Genomic DNA, 15706 nt, shown 5'->3' with positions numbered 1-15706 from the left:
GATGCTGACCGCCGAAGAGATCGACGCGTTGGTGGCGCGGGTGGTCGCGCGCATCCGGCCCGAGAAGGTCATCGTGTTCGGCTCCTACGCCAAGGGGACGGCCGGCGCCCGCAGCGACCTCGACCTGTGCGTGGTCGTGGACACGCCCCTCCCGCCCTCACGTCGGGCGGACGCCCTGCGTCCCCTGCTGGCCGGCTGTCTGGTGCCCGTCGACATCCACGTCCACACCCCGGAGGAGATGGAGGAGTACGGAAAGGTCCAGCACTCGTTCCTGCACAGCGTGTCGACGTCGGGGAAGGTGGTGTACTCCGCGACCTGAGCCCCGGCGTCCAACGACGAGCGACAGCAGGCAGCCGGGGCTGTCAGTCCCGAAGAACCGGGACCCACCACAGCAGGTGCGTGCCTCCGCCCGGCATCGGTTCCAACAGGCAGGAGCCTGCGAGCTTCTCCGCGCGGTCGACGAGGTTGGCGAGGCCGCTTCTGCGTGCCAGGTCCCGGGGAATGCCGATCCCGTTGTCCTCGACGTGGAGTTCGAGCCTGCGCCTGGGCACGTCGACGACGACACGCACGTCCACCGCGGTCGCGCGCGCGTGCCGCGCGACGTTCGTCAGCGCCTCTCGAAGCGCTGACTGCAGGTCGGAATAGAGCGACTCCGGGACCACGGTGTCCAACGGCCCGTCCATGGTGACCCGCGGTTCGTACCCCAACGGGACGGCGAGCTCGCTGGTGATGTCGAGCAGGTGACGCCGCAGCGTCGGTGGCCCACCGACCTCCTGTAGGGAGAAGATCGCCTTGCGAACCTCGCGGATGGTGGCATCGAGGTCCTCGACGTAACGCTGGATGCGTTCGATGACGTCCGGGCGGGTCGACCTGCGCGCGACGCCCTGTAGTCCAAGACCGATGGCGAACATCCGTTGGATCACCTGGTCGTGCAGGTCACGCGCGATCCGGTCGCGGTCCTCCAGCACCGCCAGCCGGCGAAGCTCGTCCTGTGCACGTACGTAGTGCAGGGCCAGCCCGGCCTTCTCGGCGAAGTTGCCGGCCATGTCCAGGTCCGCCGGCTCGTAGGGCGTACGGCCTTCCGCACGGCACAGGAGGAGCAGGCCGACCGTCTGGCGCTCCATCGTGAACGGGACCGCCAGCACCGACCCGTTCTCGACGGGACTCGGCCGGTCCCGCTCGGGCCAGCCGACTTCGGCGAGGTCACCATGGCGAAGAGAGGCCTCGCCGCGGCTCACGACGGTGTCCATCCAGGTACCGGCGACCGGCAGGGTTGCGCCGACCAGTGTCCGTGCCACTCTTCCGTAGGCGGCCTGGACCACGAGTTCGGCCCCGCTGTCCTTCGGGAGAGCCAGCATCGCGACGTCGCTCTCGCCGACGGCGCCGGCGCGTTCGACGATCAGGTCCAGGCTCTCGAACCACTCGCCGCCGTCGAGCAGTCTTGTGGTGACGTCACTCGACGCGGCAAGCCAGCGGCCGCGCCGGCTGGTCTCGGCGTACAGCCGGGCGTTCTGGATGGCGATTCCTGCTGCGCCCGCCAGGGCTATGACGACCTCCTCGTCCCTGGCCGTGAACTCCGCTCCGTCCTTCTTCTCGGTCAGGTAGAGATTGCCGTAGACCTCGTCACGTATCCGGATCGGCACACCGAGGAACGACGCCATCGGAGGATGGTTCGGCGGGAACCCCGACGAGACGGGATGGTCGCTCAGGCGGTGGAGCCGGATCGGCCGAGGCTCGTCGATCAGGAGCCCCAGGATGCCCTTGCCAGTGGGCAGGTCCCCGATCCGGTCCCGCAGGTCGTCGGCGATGCCGACGTGGTGGAACTCGACGAGCGTGCGATCCGGCCCGATCACCCCGAGCGCTCCGTATCGCGCTTCGACGAGATCGACGGCGCGCTGCACGATGCGTTCCAGGACCGCGGCCAGAGTGCCGCCGCTCGCCACGGACATGACGGCGTCCAGCAGCATGCGCTCGGTTTCGACCTGCTTGCCGGAGGACTCGTTCGGTGGTTGTGACGTTACGGAAGGCTGCCAACCGGCATCTTCCTGATGCTCGCAGGGGGTCATAGCTCTCCTCCCACGCCAAGACTATGAAGTCGCGCCAGTCTTTACGAGCCTGGCCGGATCGGACACAGCGACCGGCGCAGGCATCGGTTCGGAGGCTTGCTCGGACGGCCCTTCTCGGGACCGTGCTCATGCACCAAGCTGTGACCATGACGATTCGCGTGTTCGTGGTGGACGACCACGAAGTGGTACGAGGCGGCATCCGGGAGTTGCTACACGACGAGCCGGACATCGAGGTGGTCGGGGAAGCCGGTACGGCGGCCCAGGCCCGCGCCCGCGTACCCGCCCTCCGCCCGCACGTCGCGATCCTCGACGTACGCCTTCCGGACGGCAACGGCGTGGAGGTCTGCCGGGAGATCCGCGCTGCGACCGAGCCGCCGCCGGCGTGCCTGATGCTCACGTCGTACTCCGACGACCAGGCTCTCTTCGACGCGATCATGGCCGGAGCGGCCGGCTATCTTCTCAAGCAGATAGACAGCAACGCGATCCTGGCCGCCATCCGCCACGTCGCCGCCGGCGGGTCCATGCTCGACCCCGCGCTCACAGCGGCGGTCCTCGACCGGCTCCGCAAACCGCCACCGGAGGACCCGAGGTACGCGACGCTGACCGAGAAAGAACGCGAGATTCTCGAACTCGTGGCCGACGGCCTGACCAACAAGCAGATCGCCAAGGACCTCTTCCTCGCCGAGAAGACAGTGAAGAACTACGTCTCCGCGATCCTGCGCAAGCTCGGTATGGAGCGCCGTACGGAGGCCGCGGTGTTCGCCGTCGAACTCCGTCGCAACGCCGGGCACGACCGCTGAGCCGCCCGTGCCAAACGGGCCTTTGGGACAGGGCCATTTGGCTACGACAGAAAGGGACATTGCCCGCAGTACCGGCCCATGGTGCGGCGAGATGCTTCTGGTGCATGGTTCACGACCCACAGAAGGAAGGCCATCATGACCATCCGCCACGAAGCGCCCCGCCCTCACCGGAGCCCGTCTCTGCCGGGGCAGCAGCAGACCGCCCCAGGCTCCGCGACCACCGATGCAGAGAGTGGCGGGTCCATGTCGGTGGGTACCAGGAGGGTGCTCGCCGTCTTGCGTATCGCCCTCGGGTTCGTCTTCTTGTGGGCCTTCGCCGACAAGCTGTTCGGCTGGAACTACGCCACGCCGTCGGCGCGCTCCTGGCTTCATGGGGGCTCGCCGACCAAGGGATTTCTCGGCAGTGTCCAGGCCGGACCGCTCCAGTCCATGTTCCACAGCTGGGCAGGCGCCGGCTGGGCCGACTGGCTGTTCATGCTGGGGCTCCTCGGTGTCGGCGTCGCCGTCATCGCCGGCATCGGGCTACGCCTCGCCGCGGTTGCCGGCTCGATCATGATGGTCCTCATGTGGGCCGCGGAATGGCCCATGGCGCACCTGAGCTCCGCCGGTACTCCCACCATGTCGACCAACCCGCTCGTCGACTACCACCTCCTCTACGCCCTGCTCCTGATCCTCTTCGCCGTCGCCGACGCCGGCGCGGTCTGGGGCCTCGGCCGGGCATGGGCCCGGATCGGACTGGTCCGCCACAGCCGCTGGCTGAGCTGAGCCCGAATCCACATCCGGACCGCGACGGGGGATCACGTGAACGACGCACCGGCCGGGGTTCCACGGCACACAGCCTGGACCTCCGGCCGTACGCCGTGCGGCCCCGCGGCAGGTGAAAGGGGCGACAGCGCCGACATGACAACCACAACCGCGAACACGCAAGGCCCGGAGCTGACCGCAGCCGAACGTGAACTGCTCGTCCGTGCGGCGGTCCTGGCACCTTCGATGCACAACACCCAGCCTTGGCTGTTCGGGTTCCGGCACCGGACCGTAGAGGTCCACCGCGACGTCACGCGGGAGCTCACCGCCGAGGACCCTGACGGCAGACTGACGTTGATCGGCGTGGGTGCCGCCGTACTCAACCTGCGCGTCGCCGCCGCGACGCTCGCACTTCGAACCACGACAGTGCTGCTCCCTGATACGTGCCGGCCCACGCTGGCCGCACGGCTGACCCTCGGCACCGGCAGCGGCGAGGGCACCGAGCTGGCAGGGCTGTTCCCGTCCATCCCTCGCCGTCGAACCAACCGGCACCCCTTCACCGACCACGCCATCGAACCCGCCGTGCGGCATGAACTCGCGCAGGCGGCTGCCGCCGAGAGTGCGCGGCTGTACTGGGCGAACGACCGCCAGGTTCGCTGGCTCCAGCACCTCGCCACGGACGCCGACCATGCCGAGCAGCACGACCTCCACCGGATCGTCGAACGAGGCTGCTGGGTAGGCGGCGAACGACACCATGACGGCGTACCCCTGGCGTCACTTGGTCCGCGCTCCGCCGACGTGCCCAGCCCTGTTCGCGATCTCGCCGTCGACCCGGCCGACCGGGCTCGCGCCACCGCGAGATTCGAGGACCACCCGCAGCTGGCGGTCCTGGCGACAGCGGAGGACAGCCCGCGCAGTTGGCTCGTGGCGGGCCAGGCACTGCAACGCGTTCTCCTCCTCGCCACCCGACACGGCCTCGCCGCGTCACTGCTCAACCAACTGATCGAACACGAGGAGCTCCGCGAACTGCTGTACGACCCGGGTGCCGGCCCCACTGCCCCGCAGGCGGTCCTGCGGCTCGGCCGTGGTCGCGATGTGCCGTCCACGCCACGCCGACCGGTCGAGGCGTTCGTACTTCATGACGACGAGACGCCATGAAATCTCCGCCCTCGTCTGCGAATCCTGTGGTTGTCGCTGTCGGCCACCGGTGTGGGATGGGTAGAAGTCGCATTCTGGCCGGACACGACGAATGTCCCGGACCCATGCCGGGACCTTCGGCGGGACAGGCGAAGGACCGTTGCCAGTCCGTCCTCCGGCCGGCTTGCGGAATCGTGAGAACTGGGGCTTGAGGGACACCCGGTCCGCGTCCATGGTGGCATCTGGCGAAAGGCAGCGATCGGATGGCGACACCTGACGCGCGCCCGATCGTCGTGGGCGTCGACGGGTCCGAGAGCGCCCTCGATGCTGCGGCATGGGCAGCCGGAGAAGCCGCCCTGCACGACGTACCGCTGCGGATCGTCCACGGGTTCGCCGAGTCTGTCCTGCGAGTGCCGACCGGACTGTGGGGGACGGACACCGAAGACAGACTGCGCTCGCACGCAAGCCTGCTTGTCCGCGAGGCGGCGGCGACCACTCGCGCCGCCGCGCCTGCTGTCGCAGTGAGCACCGCAGTGGTACGCGACTTTCCGCTACCGCTGTTGGCCGGAGAAAGCCGTGATGCGTCGTACGTCGTTGTCGGCGCCGCCGGCCACAGCGCCGTCGGTGACATGGTGGCCGGCTCCACCGCGGTCTCCCTCGTCGCCAGAGCCCAGGCACCGGTCGCCATCGTGCGCGGCATCGCTCCCACCGAACGCAATGACCGTCTCGTCATCGTCGGAGTCGACGGCTCGCCGCTGGCAGCCGCAGCCCTGAGGGTCGGCGTCCAGGAGGCAACTGTTCGACGCGGGCGGCTGCTTGCGGTCCATGTCGTCCACCATCACCCCAGCCGGAGCACGCAGTCGGCGACAGGAGACACCTCGAATGGGCACGGCCTCCTCACCGACGCTCTCAGTGGCTGGCGCCACCGGTTCCCCAAACTCCGGATAGAGGACCAACTGATGGTTGGGCATCCGGGCGGCGTACTTGTCCGTCTCTCCAACCGCGCAGGCCTCATAGTGGTCGGTGCCCGAGGTCTCGGTGGGTTCACCGGCATGCTGCTCGGATCGGTCAGCCAGACGCTGCTGCACCATGCGCACTGTCCGCTCGTCACAGTCTCGCCGGCGTCCAGCCAGCGCGTGCAGCACGACGGCGTGACATAGAGAAGCCAGGCACTCACGGAAGCGTCTCGCCGAGCGTCCCCGGTGCGTTCCGCAGCGTCCGCCGGTACTGGACGGCCGGCCCGGGCGAAGCCGTACACCGCAAGCACAGGCTCGACAAGTACGATGAACGACCTCCAACGACGAAGACCTGAACGCCAACAGGACAGCGACAACGACGACAGGACCGACGTCTCGTGAGCACACCCTCAACGACCACTGCGACGGACCGGACCGCGCCGGGCCGGACCGATGCCCCCGTCCGCGCGCTGATCATCGGCTGCGGCACGATCGCCACGCTCCACGCCGAGGTTCTCACCCAGCACCCCGACTTCACCGTGACCGCGCTGGTGGACGTCGACAGGACGGCGGCGGAACGGGCCGCTCAGGAGGTGGTTGCTCTCGGGGCCGTCGAACCGGTCGTCTACGACTCGATCGCCGAGGCGGTCGCGTCCGGCACGGTGGACCTCGGTGTCATCTGTACCCCCAGCGGCTACCACATCGACAACGCCCTCGAGTTGATCGACGCCGGCCTGCACATGGTGATCGAGAAACCACTGGACGTGTCCGTCGCCAAGAGCCGCGAGTTCGCCGCGCGCGTCGCGCGGGTCGAGAGGTCCGGTCAGGTCGTCTCGGTGATCAGCCAGCACCGCTTCGATCCGGGCAGTGCGCTCATCCACCAGGCGATCGAGGAGGGCAGGTTCGGCAGGATCACCTCCGCTGTCGCGAGCATGGCGTGGTATCGCAGCCAGGGGTACTACGACTCCGGCGACTGGCGCGGCACCTGGGCTCTGGACGGTGGCGGTGCGGTGATGAACCAGGGAATCCACACCGTGGACCTGCTGCGCTGGTTCTGTGGCCGGCCGGTCGAGGTCCACGCCCACATCGCCCAACTCGACCACGAGCGGATCGAGATCGAGGACACCGCGACCGCCACCGTACGTTTCGAGTCGGGAGCCCTCGCGGTCATCCACATGACCACGGCCGCCTACCCCGGGCTGACCGCGCGGATACAGGTACACGGATCACTGGGCTCGGCGATCCAGGACAACGACGAGTTGCGCTACTTCCACGCCGGCGACGGCGAGGTCTCGGCCAACCTCCGCGAGGCCAAGACCATCGGCAACCAGGTCGAGACGGTGCTCGGCCGGCGACCCGGTGGCGACGAGTTCGCGGGCAGCCGCAACCAGCCGGACACTTTCGCCGCCGGCCACACCCGCCAGTACGACGACATCGCAGCCGCGATCCGCGAGCACCGCCGGCCGCTGGTCACGGCCGAGGAGGCGCTGCTGTCGCTGGCACTGGTGCGTTCGATGTACGTCTCGGCCACTCTCGGCCGGCCGGTGAACTTCGACGACGTACTGGACGGCAAGTACGACGACGTGACGGTGACTGTGTCTCGTCGGGCGTGAGGCCCCGAAAAAGGACTCGACGGGCAGCGGCCTGGTCTCGATACTGGCTCCGGACTTCGAGTTGCCACCTCGAGAGGAGAACCAGCCTGAGTCGGCATGCCCACCTCCGGCTCAGGCACCGCGAACGACACAGACTGCTCTGCCACCTCCACGACGCGTCGGCGTCGCGGAGGCCTGTCCATCGTGCCTGGGAGCCAGCCGCTCGCCCGGCCGGAGGCGAGCGGTCGTCGTGGTCGACGCGGTGGGCAACTCGCCTCGATGACAACCAGCAGTCTGGATGCCGAGGCACCTTCAGGACACGGCAACGGCGCATGACACTGCACGCCTCCCCTTCAAGGGAGTCCTCGTTGCGTCCGTTCAAGAATCACCGCGACCGGTTGGCATGGTTCGGCGAACAGCTCGATCTGGCCCTTCCGGCGCCTCGTGGGTACACCGACAAGCAGAGAAAGCTCGAGCAGGTCGTCGCGTTCGTCGACGTGATCCAGGCGGAGGTCCGCCGATACTCGCGTCGCCGGCGGTTGACCTTCGTCGACTGCGGTGCGGGAAACTGTCACCTGGGCCTCGCCACCGCCCTCTTCTTCACCAAGGTCGAACCAAGGCCCGTGGAGATCCATTGCGTGGACAAGAACGCCGTGCTGATGGCGAAACACCGCGACACGGCCGACAGGCTCGGTCTTGTCAACATGCACTTTCATGCCTGCGACATCGACGAACTCTCCGTTCCCGCACCGGTCGACGTCGTGACGGCCCTGCATGCGTGCGACATCGCGACCGACAAGGCGATGCACCTTGGAGTGCAGACGCGTGCGCGGCACATTCTGACAGTCGCCTGCTGCCAACAGACACTGGTGAAGAGCATCCGAGCCAACGCCGCCTCGACGACCGCCATCACCCGGCACCAGGTGTTCAGGCAACGTCTGGCCTACATGGCCGGCGACGCCATGCGGGCATTGCTGCTCGAGCTGGAGGGCTACGAGGTGGATGTCGTCGAGCTTGTCTCCTCGAGAGCGACCGACAAGAACACACTTGTTCGTGCTCGCAGACGCAACCTCCCCGCCAACCCGGTGCACGCCGAGGCGCTCGCCTCGTTGATGGCGTCGTTCAGGACCGTCCCGGCACTCGCCCACTACCTCGGGCGCGCGACCTCGGTGAAGCGCGACCTCCAGTGCACGCGGCCTACTCCGTGGAGGCTGCGGTGACGTGGTAGACGCGGCCGCCCCAGCCGTCGTCCGGGAACGAGTCCGACACCCGCAGGTAGGTCGCCTTGTCCGGACCGAGGTACGCGGTCAGGTCGATCACCTGGTCGGCCTTGTTGGAGCCGTCGGTGACGCGCTGGGCCTCCTTCGCGACGGTGGTCCAGTGCTCGCCGTCGGAGCTGGCCTCGACGACGTACTCGTTGTCGATGGTGACGGTGGCCCGGGCCGTCACGGTGTCGGCCGGGAAGGGGAACCTGTAGACGAAGTAGTGGTTGCCGTCGGCGAAGCGGTTCTGGACGCCGTTGCTCTGTGACCCGTCGGCGTCCCACAGCCACGGCATCTCGGCGGCCGTGCCGGTGTCGAAGTCGATCTTGTGCGCGACCGTCACCTCAGACCGCGTACCGAAGGACAGCCCCGAGTCCGCGGTCACCGTCGCGGTCACGTCGTGGTGGCCGTCCTCTGCGGTCGCCGGGACCGTGACCTGTACCGGGAAGGTGCCGTAGACCGGGTGCGTGTTGCCGCGCGGGCTCAGCACGACCGTTCCGGAGGCGGGCGAGACGGTCCAGCCGTCCGGCGCCCTGACCGTCACCCGGGCGGTCACCTGCTCCGAGGCGGGTCCGGTTGCCGACAACCCGACGTTGACAGTGAGCTTCGTGGAGCCGTTGCCGACCGGCATCACGACCGGCTGAGCCGGTGAGGTGGTCGCCGCCAGCGAACGCTTCGGCGCCGGCACGGGCACCGCGGCGATCAGGGCGCTCAGTGCGCTGGCCTGCGTACGCCAGTCGAACACGTTGGGATGATCGGTACTGGTGCCACCGGCCCAGCGCGTACCGAGCCGGTCGGCGGCGTCGTGGTCCTGCGCCCAGATGGTCTCTGCCTGCCTGGCCACGAACGCCTTGTACCGGTCGGCACGTGTCGTGTCGGCCAGGTCCATGAGGTAGCGCAGGAAGATTCCCTTGAACTGCTTGGCGTTGTCGTCACAGGTCCGATCGAGGGTGTCGCAGGCCTCGGTCAGCACACCGTCGGTGGTGAGACCTCCGTCGATCGCCGCGTCGGCGAGCCGGCGCGCCGTACTCAGCAACGTCGGATCACCGGTCGCCCGCCACAGTTCGAGCGCCCCACCGACGGCCAGCCCCTGGTTGTAGGTCCACACGGTCTGCCCGTTGCTGTGACAGTCGTCGTTCAGGCCGTCGTTGACCAGACCCGACGAATTGATCATGCCGCTGCCGGCGAACCAGTCCCACGCCGCCTGTGACCGTGCCAACCACCGCTTGTCACCGGGAACGCGGTTGTGCAGTTCGGCGGTCAGCCGGATGTACAGGCCGTTGGTCACCGCGTTCTTGTACGTTCTCTCCGCGTTCCACCAGACGCCGCCGCCACAGGTGTCGTCCCAGTACCCGTTGGTGAATTCGGCGATCTTGACCGCCATGCGGAGGTACCTGGCGTCGCCGGTGACGTCGTACGCCTGGATCCAGGTCAGGCCCCACCATTCGGAGTCGTCGATGGCGCGACTGGTGAAGTTGCCCCACAGTTCGTCACCGGACAACTCACCGGCCGGGAACTTGCCCTGGTCCTTCCGGAAGGTGTTGTCCAGTTGCGGCAGGTAGCGCCGGTCACCCGTCCGCTGCATGTAGTCGCCGATGGTCTGCAAGGCGACGGCCGAGTTCCACCAACTGGAGGGAAACCACGCCTTCTCCGGGTCGTACGAAGACATCAGCACGTCGGCCGCCACGCGCGCCCGTGCCACAGCGGTCGGCCCGTCAGCCGCTTCGGTGCCGGCTCGTTGGACGCCGGCTCGTTGGGTGCCGACCGTTTGGGCGTGAGCGACCGCGGCGGGCGCCAGGCCGACGAGCATGGCGACGAGCCCGACCAGGGCGGCGCGGACACGACGACGCGTGGGTACTGCGGACATGACTCGACCTGCCCTCGTGAGGCTACGCACGGACGGCACACGGGAGGCGTCTCAGCGTGCCCGGCACGAGTGTGGTGTCCGGTCCCACACCTGTAAAGATCATTCGGCAGAGTCGGACACGACACGGGCAGGCCAGGATCGGACGGTCGGTCGGTTGCGAGCGGGGACCCGGAACACTTGTCGGCCGACCGCCGGCCCGTCACACCTTGAGGCGCATGAGGACGAAGTGCCACGGATAGCGGGGGTCGTTCGAGCTGCGCTCTTCGTCGAGGCCGACCACCGCGAAGCCGAGCTTCTCGAACATCGACATCGTTCCCATGTGTCCCATCGTCTTGTTGGTCACCTGGCACGCGTTGACTCTGCCGATTCCGGGGATCTCCTTGCTCGGCCAGTTGTCCCGGATGTAGTCGGCGGCCTCCGGTGAGCGCCAGCCGTACGTACGGCGTAGCTTCGGAAGGGTCGGATCGTAGTGTGGGAAGGCCATGGGCCTCGCCTCGACCCAGCCGCCACCCCGCTTGCGGATCGCCGCCACCGCCGACTTCAACGCTGTGGTAGCCACGCCCTGCCGGCGGTAGTCCATCCGTGTCGTGAAGCAGTTGATTCGCCACAACGGGGCGAGGTCGCCGGTGTTTGTTGGCGGACCCTCCACGCGGGCGAACTGACACCAGCCGACCGGGTCTCCGGCTGCGTAGACAAGGATTCCGTCGGCCCTGCCCCTTCGGACCAGGTCCGAGACCGCGCTCTGTTCCCGGGTCCGCATGAGCTCCCGGTGCGGGAAGTGGCGGCGGGCGCGATCGGGCGCCCCCAGAATCTCCGCGCGCTCCCCGGCCGTGTTCGCCACCGGCGGCAGGTGCCGGCCGAAGTAGTAGACGACACAGGCGCACCCGTGGACCTGGGAGAAGAACCGCTCGAAGTCGGCAAGAGTACGCACCGACAGTTCCCTGGTCGTGAACCCGACCGGCTTCGACGGACTGGGTGTCTTCGGTGCCATCACTCCACCTCCGAGGCACGCGTCGCGGGCGCGCCGGACGATCGCTCCATGATCAGCACAGGCAGAACGGATGGCCGTGTGGGTCGAGCATCACCCGTACGTCCTGCTGCGGCTGATGCTCCGCCAGCGTTGCGCCGAAGTCGAGCGCCCAGGCGACCGCGGCGTCCAGATCGTCGACACCGATGTCGAGGTGCATCGTGGCGATCTGCTCGTCGGCGCGGCTGGGCCAGACCGGCCGCCGGTACTCACGGTCGGCCTCGATGTTGATCGTCGGGCCGATCTCACCCACGGGCGGACGCAGTTGCATCCAACCGCCGTCCGGCCCCTGGTCGACGATCGGCCACCCCAGCAGCCGGTGGTAGAAGTCGGCCAGGTCGCGGGCACCGGCCGGATCCGCTCCGATCGTCACCGCGCCGACGATCATCCGTGGACGCTCCATGATCGGTTGACTCCTCTCGTGGCGGCTTGCGGCAAGGGACAAGCCAGCCTCGCAGCCCGTACAGGACATCCTGTGTCCTGTACGCGCGGGACAATGGGCCCATGCGCGCCGACCGGCTTCTCCGCATCGTGTTCCGGCTACAGGGCCGGGGCGTGGTTTCGGCGTCGACGCTGGCCCGGGACCTGGAGGTCTCGACTCGTACGATCCGGCGCGACATGGAGGCGCTGTCCGCGGCCGGGGTCCCGGTCTACTCCGTACGCGGCGGCGCCGGCGGCTGGGCACTTGTGCAGGACTACCGGACGAGCCTGACCGGCCTGTCCACCACCGAGGCCCTGGCGATGATCGTCGGCAGACCGGGTGGAGTCCTCGCCGACCTCGGCCTGGAGGACCCCGGCGAGGACCTGATCCTCAAGCTGCTGGCTGCGATCGCCCCCGCCGCCCGCGAGCACGCCGAGCACGCCCGGCAGCGGATCCACATCGACCCGGGACGCTACTGGGAACCGGTCACCAACAACCCGTCGCCCCTGCTCCCCCGGCTTCTCGAGGCCATCTGGGACGACAAGATCATCGAACTGCGGTACGGGAGCCGGCCACGCGCCACCCGGACGGCGCCGTACGGACTGGTACGCAAAGGCACCCGCTGGTATCTCGTCGGCCGCGCCCACGACCGGCTTCGCATGTACCGGGTCTCGCGGATCCACGACCTGGCCGTCACGCGGGAAGCCTTCAGCCGACCGGACGACTTCGACCTCGCGACCCACTGGCAGCAGGCACAGGAAGAGTACGCCCGGAGGTTCGCCTCCTACCGGATCCGCCTGCGGCTGCGGGGCGAATCACTGACCCGGGCCGGCTGGGCGTACGCCAGAAGCAAGTCGTTCACCGAGCCCGACCGCGACGGATGGGTGGACGCGGAGTTCGACACCGAGGACTACGACAGCGCGGTCTGCCTGGTCGGGTCACTGGGTGGTGACGTCGTCGTGGTTTCCCCCGACCACCTTCGTCGTCAGTTGATCAGCAACGCGGCGCGCCAGATCGAGCTCAACCAGGCCACACCACCTGAGCCGTAGCGCCGCCCACGCGGATGCTCCGCACGCCTCAGGCGGCCCGACCGCCCATGTTCGTCGGCGTGCTGGCAGTCTCGGGGATGACCTCCGAACCCGACCACCGAGCCTGAGCTCCCAACCTGACCAACCGGATCGTCACGAAGGGCCGCCATGACACCTCCCACCGATCGGCAAAACACCGCCCGGCAAGAGAAGCCTCGTCACCGCGCGCTCCGCGCCGGCCAGCGAGCGCAGGTGTGGGTGGCCGGGCCGGAGCTATCCGCACCACGGCTGTTGTTCGAAACCGACGACATCCTGATCGAAGCACCGAACTGGACACCTGACGGCCAGCACCTGGTCGTCAACGGAGACGGTGCCGCGTGGACGCTGAACGTCCACCACCCAGAGCGAGGACTCGACCGCATCGTGTTCGACCCGCCGGTCAGCCTCAACAACGATCACGTCCTCGGTCCCGACGGTGAACACATCTACCTCTCCGCGACGGATACCCACATCTACCGCGGCCCGCTGGCCGGCGGCCCGGTCACTCGGCTCACCCCGGACGACGGCAGGTGGCACTTCCTGCACGGCGTTTCCCCCGACGGCCGCCGGCTCGCCTACGTGCAGATCGACGACTTCGCCGAGCCGGGAGCACTCGCGATCCTCGAGCCGGACCACACCGTCACCGTCCTCGACACCGGGCCCGGCCACCTCGACGGGCCCGAGTGGTCACCGGACGGACGCTGGATCTACTTCAACACCGGGTCCTTCACCATGACCACGCCCGGGCACGCCCAGATCGCCCGCGTCCCAGACGGAGGCGGGCCGCTGCAACGCCTCACGACCAGTTCCACCGTCGACTGGTTCCCACATTTGTCGCCTGACGGACGCTGGGCGTCCTACATCGCCTTCCCGCAGGGAACCACCGGCCACCCCGCCGACCTGCCGGTCGAGATCCGGCTGGTCTCGGTGGACGACTGGACCACGCCTGTCCAGCGCTACCCACTGCTCGGTGGCCAGGGATCGCTGAACGTCAACAGCTGGTCCCCCGACAGCACCCGCATGGCCTACATCGCCTACCCGATCGCAACCTGATCTGAGCGATCACGTCACTTCCGGCGACGTTCACACGTCCCGCGGAGCAGGTCAGGTCGTGTCCACGGACCTCACGCCGTCGCCGTCACCGGAGCGCCTTGTAGTCGTCGCGGGTGTAGTCCTTCGCCGGATCCCAGTTGCTGAACGCGTAGTCGTCCCGGGTGGCCGTCGATCCCTTCTTCTTCGCGGCGACGATCGCGGCATCCAGGGCCGCGTCCAGCCTGGACTGCAGAGCCGCGAACTGCTTGGCAGGATTGCTCAGCTGGCCGGTGACCAGCCCCTGCATGACGTCCTTCAGGTTCGGGGTGACGACCTTGAGGGCCATGTTCACCTTCGCGACGTCGGAGTTCCGGAGCTCCGGACGCGGTGCCACGTGCATGCTGCGCCTGGCAAGCGATACGGCGGCCTTGGCCTTCGGGTCGAGCAGACCCGCCTGGTCCGCCGCCTTGTTCGCCTCCGGCTGCAGCGACTGCAGGTTTCCCTCACTGAGGATGACCATCATCTTCTGCCCCTCGGGCGAACCCATGTACGACAGGATCTGGCCTACCACGGTGGGGAGTTTGGTGTGCGCGTACACCCAACTCGAGTTGCTGCCCTCCAGGAACGGAACCAGGAACGGCTTGCCCTTCGGGGACGGAAGCGACGCGATGTCGTACTTCCAGTCGGGGGCCGCCTTCTTCCATGCCGGGATGTCCCATGGCCCGTTGAAGATCATTCCGGACTTCCCCGCGGTCATCTGCGCCCGGGCGTCCTTCTCCAGCAACGTGACGAATCCCGACACGACGAGCTTGTCGGTGACGAGCTTGTCGAACAGATCGTAGGCCGCCATGAACTCGTCGGCGGTGTAGGCGTACTGACCGGTCCGCATGTCCATGCCGTTGGCCGGAAGGCCGCGCCAGCCGGCGGTCAGTGCCAGGTAACTGACGATGCCGCCAAGCCCGTCGCCGCCGGCCATCAGGCCGGCCCTTCCGGTCTTGCGGACCTTGGTCAGCGCGGTGGTGAGCTCGTCCCACGTGGTGATCTGTGTGCCGGGGTCGTCGTAGCCGGCCGCCCTCATCACCTCGGTGTCGAAGATCGACATCCGTTCCAGGCGTCTGTTCGACGAGATCGGCCAGCTGTACAGGCGGTCGTTGAAGATGCTGACGCCCGGGACCAGCACGTCGGGTCCGAATCGCGAACGCCAGGTGTCGAAGTCGGGGATCAGATCGTCGATCGGACGAACCCAGCCTTCGGTGATGGCCACCTGCGGTGGCACGTCCAGGGGCAGTGCGAAGACGTCGGGCGCACTCTTGTTCCTGATCCCGAGCGGCACGACCTGGTTGACGTTGTCCCACCCGTTGCCGTCGTACTGCGTCCTGATGTGAGGGTGCTTGGCGGTGAACGCCTCCAGCACGCTCCGCTCCCACACCGACTTCAGGTCACCACTGTCGACCCACCGGAACGTGGCGTCGCCGCTCGGCAGCTTGCCCGGGAGATCGGGGAGCCTGATCGCCTTCGGATCGCTTCCCTTCGCCGCCGCCTTCCCGGCGCCAGTGCCACTGCCGTTGCCGCCACCGCTGCCGGTGTCCACCTGACAGCCGGTGGCGAGTGCGGCGCCGGCCGCGCCGATGAGCCCCAGCACACCGCGCCTGCTGAACTGCGTCCCGTTGCTGTGTCGATAAGGCATGAGAAACTCCTTCGGTGGTTCGGTGATCACTGCGACCGGGTTATGTGG

The 15706-nt window shown here is 68.1% G+C and carries 14 protein-coding genes; 9 read left to right on the top strand and 5 right to left on the bottom strand.

The window, feature by feature from the left end:
• The first annotated feature begins 1 nt into the window (after window position 1).
• Window positions 2-319 carry a nucleotidyltransferase domain-containing protein gene (locus BLU27_RS16445; protein WP_092654574.1) on the top strand — a complete coding sequence of 106 codons (318 nt, stop codon included), beginning with the start codon at window positions 2-4 and terminating at the stop codon, window positions 317-319.
• 43 nt (window positions 320-362) lie between these two features.
• On the opposite strand, the gene BLU27_RS16440 is transcribed toward BLU27_RS16445, so the two are convergent.
• Complete coding sequence (locus BLU27_RS16440; RefSeq protein ID WP_172804967.1) at window positions 363-1967, bottom strand: sensor histidine kinase; 1605 nt, start codon at window positions 1965-1967, stop codon at window positions 363-365.
• 245 nt (window positions 1968-2212) lie between these two features.
• On the opposite strand from BLU27_RS16440, the gene BLU27_RS16435 reads away from it, so the two are divergent.
• From BLU27_RS16435 to BLU27_RS16410, 6 genes are all read left to right on the top strand, one after another.
• Window positions 2213-2866 carry a response regulator gene (locus tag BLU27_RS16435; RefSeq protein WP_092654572.1) on the top strand — a complete coding sequence of 218 codons (654 nt, stop codon included), beginning with the start codon at window positions 2213-2215 and terminating at the stop codon, window positions 2864-2866.
• Between the two features lie 276 nt (window positions 2867-3142).
• On the top strand, window positions 3143-3631 hold the full coding sequence (locus BLU27_RS16430; RefSeq protein ID WP_197681457.1) for a DoxX family membrane protein: 489 nt from the start codon (window positions 3143-3145) through the stop codon (window positions 3629-3631).
• Between the two features lie 135 nt (window positions 3632-3766).
• On the top strand, window positions 3767-4768 hold the full coding sequence (locus BLU27_RS16425; protein WP_092654570.1) for an Acg family FMN-binding oxidoreductase: 1002 nt from the start codon (window positions 3767-3769) through the stop codon (window positions 4766-4768).
• Between the two features lie 242 nt (window positions 4769-5010).
• A complete protein-coding gene (locus BLU27_RS16420) occupies window positions 5011-5907 on the top strand; it encodes a universal stress protein (protein ID WP_092654569.1) in 897 nt (298 codons plus the stop codon).
• Window positions 5908-6101: 194 nt separating this feature from the next.
• Entirely contained in the window at window positions 6102-7316 is a 1215-nt protein-coding gene (locus BLU27_RS16415; RefSeq protein WP_092654568.1) for a Gfo/Idh/MocA family protein, read from the top strand.
• Window positions 7317-7627: 311 nt separating this feature from the next.
• Complete coding sequence (locus tag BLU27_RS16410) at window positions 7628-8515, top strand: methyltransferase (RefSeq protein WP_092654567.1); 888 nt, start codon at window positions 7628-7630, stop codon at window positions 8513-8515.
• Here the strand turns inward: BLU27_RS16410 and BLU27_RS16405 are convergent.
• The 3 genes from BLU27_RS16405 to BLU27_RS16395 form a co-directional block, all read right to left on the bottom strand.
• On the bottom strand, window positions 8493-10424 hold the full coding sequence (locus BLU27_RS16405) for a glycoside hydrolase family 76 protein (RefSeq protein ID WP_092654566.1): 1932 nt from the start codon (window positions 10422-10424) through the stop codon (window positions 8493-8495). The two genes, BLU27_RS16410 and BLU27_RS16405, sit on opposite strands and share 23 nt — an antisense overlap.
• 199 nt (window positions 10425-10623) lie before the next feature.
• Window positions 10624-11415 carry a GNAT family N-acetyltransferase gene (locus tag BLU27_RS16400; protein ID WP_092654565.1) on the bottom strand — a complete coding sequence of 264 codons (792 nt, stop codon included), beginning with the start codon at window positions 11413-11415 and terminating at the stop codon, window positions 10624-10626.
• A gap of 52 nt (window positions 11416-11467) precedes the next feature.
• On the bottom strand, window positions 11468-11854 hold the full coding sequence (locus tag BLU27_RS16395) for a VOC family protein (protein WP_092654564.1): 387 nt from the start codon (window positions 11852-11854) through the stop codon (window positions 11468-11470).
• A gap of 101 nt (window positions 11855-11955) precedes the next feature.
• Here BLU27_RS16395 and BLU27_RS16390 point away from each other — a divergent pair, with 101 nt between their 5' ends.
• Complete coding sequence (locus tag BLU27_RS16390) at window positions 11956-12921, top strand: helix-turn-helix transcriptional regulator (protein ID WP_092654563.1); 966 nt, start codon at window positions 11956-11958, stop codon at window positions 12919-12921.
• A gap of 147 nt (window positions 12922-13068) precedes the next feature.
• Window positions 13069-13992 carry a TolB family protein gene (locus BLU27_RS16385; RefSeq protein ID WP_092654562.1) on the top strand — a complete coding sequence of 308 codons (924 nt, stop codon included), beginning with the start codon at window positions 13069-13071 and terminating at the stop codon, window positions 13990-13992.
• A gap of 85 nt (window positions 13993-14077) precedes the next feature.
• On the opposite strand, the gene BLU27_RS16380 is transcribed toward BLU27_RS16385, so the two are convergent.
• The gene (locus tag BLU27_RS16380) at window positions 14078-15658 is read right to left on the bottom strand and encodes an ABC transporter substrate-binding protein (RefSeq protein WP_092654561.1); all 1581 of its coding nucleotides are present in this window, start codon (window positions 15656-15658) and stop codon (window positions 14078-14080) included.
• Between the last annotated feature and the right edge of the window lie 48 nt (window positions 15659-15706).

The sequence above is a fragment of the Actinopolymorpha singaporensis genome, from assembly GCF_900104745.1.
Classification (GTDB): Bacteria; Actinomycetota; Actinomycetes; order Propionibacteriales; family Actinopolymorphaceae; genus Actinopolymorpha; species Actinopolymorpha singaporensis.
The sequence above is the reverse complement of the archived record's forward strand: the minus strand, read 5'-3'. Positions and strand labels throughout refer to the sequence as shown.

Bases quoted from the DNA above. Each gene is read 5' to 3' on its own strand.
- BLU27_RS16445 (WP_092654574.1), top strand. From the start codon at position 2: ATGCTGACCGCCGAAGAGATCGACGCGTTGGTGGCGCGGGTGGTCGCG.
- BLU27_RS16395 (WP_092654564.1), bottom strand. From the start codon at position 11,854: ATGGAGCGTCCACGGATGATCGTCGGCGCGGTGACGATCGGAGCGGAT.
- BLU27_RS16435 (WP_092654572.1), top strand. From the start codon at position 2,213: ATGACGATTCGCGTGTTCGTGGTGGACGACCACGAAGTGGTACGAGGC.
- BLU27_RS16380 (WP_092654561.1), bottom strand. From the start codon at position 15,658: ATGCCTTATCGACACAGCAACGGGACGCAGTTCAGCAGGCGCGGTGTG.
- BLU27_RS16400 (WP_092654565.1), bottom strand. From the start codon at position 11,415: ATGGCACCGAAGACACCCAGTCCGTCGAAGCCGGTCGGGTTCACGACC.
- BLU27_RS16390 (WP_092654563.1), top strand. From the start codon at position 11,956: ATGCGCGCCGACCGGCTTCTCCGCATCGTGTTCCGGCTACAGGGCCGG.
- BLU27_RS16420 (WP_092654569.1), top strand. From the start codon at position 5,011: ATGGCGACACCTGACGCGCGCCCGATCGTCGTGGGCGTCGACGGGTCC.
- BLU27_RS16405 (WP_092654566.1), bottom strand. From the start codon at position 10,424: ATGTCCGCAGTACCCACGCGTCGTCGTGTCCGCGCCGCCCTGGTCGGG.
- BLU27_RS16425 (WP_092654570.1), top strand. From the start codon at position 3,767: ATGACAACCACAACCGCGAACACGCAAGGCCCGGAGCTGACCGCAGCC.
- BLU27_RS16410 (WP_092654567.1), top strand. From the start codon at position 7,628: ATGACACTGCACGCCTCCCCTTCAAGGGAGTCCTCGTTGCGTCCGTTC.
- BLU27_RS16385 (WP_092654562.1), top strand. From the start codon at position 13,069: ATGACACCTCCCACCGATCGGCAAAACACCGCCCGGCAAGAGAAGCCT.
- BLU27_RS16440 (WP_172804967.1), bottom strand. From the start codon at position 1,967: ATGCTGCTGGACGCCGTCATGTCCGTGGCGAGCGGCGGCACTCTGGCC.